This window comes from Nitrospirota bacterium (genome assembly GCA_037386965.1).
In the GTDB taxonomy this organism is placed as follows: Bacteria; Nitrospirota; Thermodesulfovibrionia; order Thermodesulfovibrionales; family JdFR-86; genus JARRLN01.
Map to the genome: position 1 here is coordinate 1 of JARRLN010000124.1, position 4435 is coordinate 4435.

Below are 4435 nucleotides of genomic sequence, written 5' to 3' on the forward strand. Positions count from 1 at the left end.
CTCGGTTGTCGGCTGAAACCACGTATAAGCGGTTGCCACGTTTGTCCCACTAAGATCACCAGCTACCGTACCCAGCAGCGGCTGCAAACGCCCGAACTCGTCGGTGCCCTCGAACAGCGCCACCCTGCGCGTCGTCGCGCCGTTGGCGACGCCGCCGTAGTCTGGGAGGTCACCGGGATTGAAGTCATCAGGCACAGTGGACAATGGCACAACCACGTCAAATGCCATGATGCGGTCGGTCTCACCGAAGACCTGCGGGCCGGGGATATCGCCGCCGAAGGGTTCGTCGCCCCCGATATTCTTCATGATGACCCGCTTGCCATTTAGAGCCCAGCCGGAAAAATCGAACACGATGTCATAGCGCCCGCCAGGCTCGAACACCAGCGTGTCGGTCTGGGCTGGCGTACCGAGACCCTGGTCGCTGCCGATGATCCAGAACGGGATGGGCGAGCTAGCGTTCGTGAAACCGGTATCACCGGCGTTGACGGCCACAAACTGCAGAACCATGAGCCGGGAATCGCTGCCGTTCAGCAGCCGCATGCGGTAGTTGCGTGGCTCCACGTCGGTTTTGGGCCAGATCTTGCCGTTGACCACCATGTGGTCGCCGAAGATTGCCCGGCATGCCGGTATCAGACTCGTCACGGATGAAGTAGAATCCCGCCAACCCTGCGTAGACGTTTAGCCGCGTGAGGCCCAAGGCGTGGTCGTGGTACCAGAGGTTTCCGGCCGGCACGGCATTGTTGTAGCGGAAGGTGTTGGTGAAGCCGCCCTGCACAAAATCCCACTGCGGACCCTTTACGCTGCCGTCGGGGCTGTAGAAGAACTCCGGATTGCCGTCGAACTGAAAGTCGCTGTTTCCGCCGTGGAGATGGGTTATGATGGGCACCCCGTCCTTTTTGATGCTGAACTGTCTGTAATCGACGCCGTTGGCCGAGCTAGCTCCGTGGAGGGAGTAGCACCAGTGCAGGTTGGTATCCACGGGAAGCAGGTGTTTCTCGCCCTGGAGTTCGTTTTCCCACCTCACCACGGTCTCATCCGCACCGCCGGCAGATGTACTCATTACCTGAAAGGTCTGCCCGGGCCAGGACACGGTGTCCCTACCATAGCCCCAAACCTTTGTCTTTAGCCTCCGGCCATTTTTCGGGTCGATAAGGCCGGTTTCCTGCACGGTCTCTCTTATCGCTATGCTGAAATTCGGCTTTTGAACGGGTCCGCCGTTCTCGTTTAAGTCCTTGAACAGAAAAGCAGGGTCCAGTGCGTTCGGCGCCAGCTCAACGAACTTTGGCTGCAGGGCTGGATCGCTTAGCCCGGAGGCTGCTGGTGCCGCAAAAGCCTTTGCCGGTAAGAATCTCAAAGGCAGCATCAGCCCCCCGCCGCAGACCATTCCCGCTTTCAGAAGCTGACGACGGGTCATCTTGAATTGTTCTTTTTTCATGTTAATCTCCTTTTATGCCGCAGGCCTTCAGAGATTGCCGCCTCGAGAAAGGCCCCTTGAAAAGCCGGCCCCCCTTTTTTGTCGTTTCGCTTCTTCATATGCAATCCCCCTTCTGTCGGGACATCCAGGGGCCAGAATTAAAAATACAGTCTTTCGAGCCGCCGCATTGTGGACTTCTCCCTTGAAGAGGAAATCCGTGCGCCCGTGTAAAAAGGAATAAAAAAACCCCGAAACGACAGATGTCCGGCCGCGGCTTTCGGGGCCTGATGGAAGCCGGGACCGGTCCGTCAGAGTGGCATGGAGATTCCCCCTTTCCCCACTTTTGACACTTAAATAAGTTATTTACTCACATCGTACCCTTTTTATGAGGCATGTCAATACAAAAAATGCATTCGGAATATTAAAAATATTCCAAAACGTGCAAAAAGTGGAAGGCCATGCCGCAACGCCCTTTTTTTCTTTTTGGAGGAGGCGGTATTTTCTCGATGCCGGGGGGCACCGAGAGAGCGGGATTTCAAGAAGAGAGAGGATTGCCTCTGCCTGCTTCCGTATACACGCCGGGCGAGGCGGCAGGGGCGTGAAAACATGGTCGTTCAACATGCCCGGAAGCACGATGGACGCTCTTTTGGCACGCCGCTCAGTGGTCGGGCAAAAGGGTCTTTCCCTTGCCCTCGAGCAGGGGCCTCTTCCGGCCCCCTTCAAGAAGGCCCACACTTTTCCGCCGTTTTGCCCCGGCGTTGTTCTTCTTCTTCTTCTTTCCCCCTGGCATGGCGGGCTTCCGGTATGGGGCCAGGACGAGCATTCCCAGGGGAGGGAGCGTCAGGCTCAGGGAGAAGGGCCACTGGTTCATGGGGACCTCTTCGGCGTGAGCCCACCCGGCGTTGCCCACGTTGCTTCCCCAGTAGGCCTCGGCGTCGCTGTTGAGAATTTCCCTGTAAGGGCCGCCCCTGGGGACCCCGATGCGGTAGTTCAGGCGGGGGACCTCGGTGAAGTTGAAGACGAAGACCAGAAAGTCCTCCGGTTCGCGGGCCTTCCTCAGGAAGGCCACGACGGACGTGTCGGCATCGCTGAAGTCTATCCACTCGAATCCCGGGTGGTCGAAATCCACTTCGTAGAGGGCCGGCTCCCTGCGGAGCAGGTGGTTCAGGTCCTGGACGTACCTCTGGAGCTTCCGGTGAGGCTCGTACTGCAGGAGGTCCCACTCGACGCTCCTGTCCTCGCTCCACTCGTTCCACTGCCCTATCTCCCCTCCCATGAAGAGCATTTTCTTGCCCGGATGCCCGTACATGAAACCGTAGAGCAGGCGCACGTTGGCGAATTTCTGCCACATGTCCCCGGGCATCTTGCTCAGGATGGAGCGCTTGCCGTGCACCACCTCGTCGTGGGAGAGGACGAGGACGAAGTTCTCCTGAAAGGCATAGACGAAGCCGAAGGTGAGGTTGTGGTGGTGGTATTTTCTGTGGACGGTGGGCTTGCCGAAGTACTCCAGGACGTCGTGCATCCATCCCATGTTCCATTTCATGCTGAACCCCAGCCCGCCCATGTACGGAGGGCGGGTGACCATGGGCCAGGCGGTGGACTCCTCGGCGATGGTCAGTACGCCGGGATGCAGGGTGTGGCAGAGCTCGTTGAATTTCTTTATGAAGGCGATGGCCTCCAGGTTTTCGTTTCCTCCGTACTTGTTGGGTATCCACCGCCCGGCCTTCCGGGAGTAGTCCAGATAGAGCATGGAGGCCACCGCGTCCACCCGCAGGCCGTCTATGTGGTATTTCTCCAGCCAGAAGAGGGCGCTGTTCAGCAGAAAGCTCGCCACCTCCGTGCGCCCGTAATTGAAGATATGGGTCCCCCAGTCCATGTGCTCCCGCTGGAAGGGGTGGGCGTGCTCGTAAAGGAAGGTGCCGTCGAAGAAGGCCAGGCCGTGGGCGTCCTTGGGGAAATGGGCGGGCACCCAGTCGACGATGACGCCCACGCCGTTTTGGTGGCAGTGGTCCACGAAGAACATGAAGTCCTCCGGGGTGCCGAAGCGGCTGGTGACCGCGAAATACCCCAGGCTCTGGTATCCCCAGGAGGCGTCCAGGGGATGCTCCATGACGGGGAGAAGCTCCACATGGGTATAGCCCATGCGGGTGACGTAATCCACCAGGACCCTGGCCAGCTCCCTGTAGGTGAGGAACCCCCCGTCCTCGCGCCTCATCCAGGAGCCCAGGTGGACTTCGTAAATGGTGACGGGGGAGCCGGGCCAGTTCCTTTCCCCCCTGGCCTCCATCCATTGCCGGTCTCCCCAGGAGTACTTCGCCAGGTCCCAGACGACGGAGGCGGTATTGGGCCGCCTCTCGCAATAAAACCCATAGGGGTCTGACCTCAAGAAGACGCCCGAATCCGCGTGCACCTCGAACTTGTAAAGGTCTCCTTCGCCCAGGCCCGGGACGAAAAGCTCCCAGATGCCGGAGGTGTCCCGGGCGCACATGGGATGACACCGGCCGTCCCACCGGTTGAAGTCCCCCACCACGCTCACCCCTCTGGCGCTGGGGGCCCAGAGGGCGAAATGCACCCCCCGAATGCCGTCCACTTCCCTGATGTGGGCCCCCAGTTTCTCATACTTCCGGTGATGGGTGCCTTCGCGTATCAGGTGCAGGTCGAAGTCCGAGAGGAGGGGCGGGAAGCTGTACGGGTCATGGAACGTCCTTTCACCGCCCCCTTTGTCCCGGACACGTATCCGGTAGGAGAGGGATGCGTCCTTCACCAGGGGAAAAGCGGCCTCGAACAGGTCGGAGCCGTCCATCCGCTGCATCGGATGCGCGGAGCCGCCGTGAAGGACCCAGGCCTCCCGCACCCCGGGGAGAAAGGCCCGGACGGCGAGGCGCTCCTCCGCGATGAGGCGGGGTCCGAGGACATCGAAGGGTCTGCAGTGGCGGGCGTTCATGAGCTTTTCGATATGGGTCCTCAGAGGAGGCATACGGTGAGATTTACATAATGGGCTGAAGGGTGTCAAGCAGCGGA

Annotated in this window: 3 protein-coding genes; all 3 read right to left on the reverse strand. The window is 59.8% G+C overall.

Annotation, left to right across the window (positions count from 1 at the left end):
- Positions 1-540, reverse strand: a 540-nt coding sequence (locus P8Y39_12650; GenBank protein MEJ2193165.1) for a hypothetical protein, incomplete at its 3' end; no start/stop codon positions are given.
- On the reverse strand, positions 473-1435 hold the full coding sequence (locus P8Y39_12655) for a multicopper oxidase domain-containing protein (GenBank protein ID MEJ2193166.1): 963 nt from the start codon (positions 1433-1435) through the stop codon (positions 473-475). The genes P8Y39_12655 and P8Y39_12650, both read right to left, overlap by 68 nt.
- A gap of 637 nt (positions 1436-2072) precedes the next feature.
- Entirely contained in the window at positions 2073-4391 is a 2319-nt protein-coding gene (glgB, locus tag P8Y39_12660) for a 1,4-alpha-glucan branching protein GlgB (GenBank protein ID MEJ2193167.1), read from the reverse strand.
- Positions 4392-4435: the final 44 nt, after the last annotated feature.

Excerpts from the sequence above, each read along its gene's own strand:
- P8Y39_12655 (MEJ2193166.1), bottom strand. The coding sequence starts at position 1,435 with ATGAAAAAAGAACAATTCAAGATGACCCGTCGTCAGCTTCTGAAAGCG.
- glgB (MEJ2193167.1), bottom strand. The coding sequence starts at position 4,391 with ATGCCTCCTCTGAGGACCCATATCGAAAAGCTCATGAACGCCCGCCAC.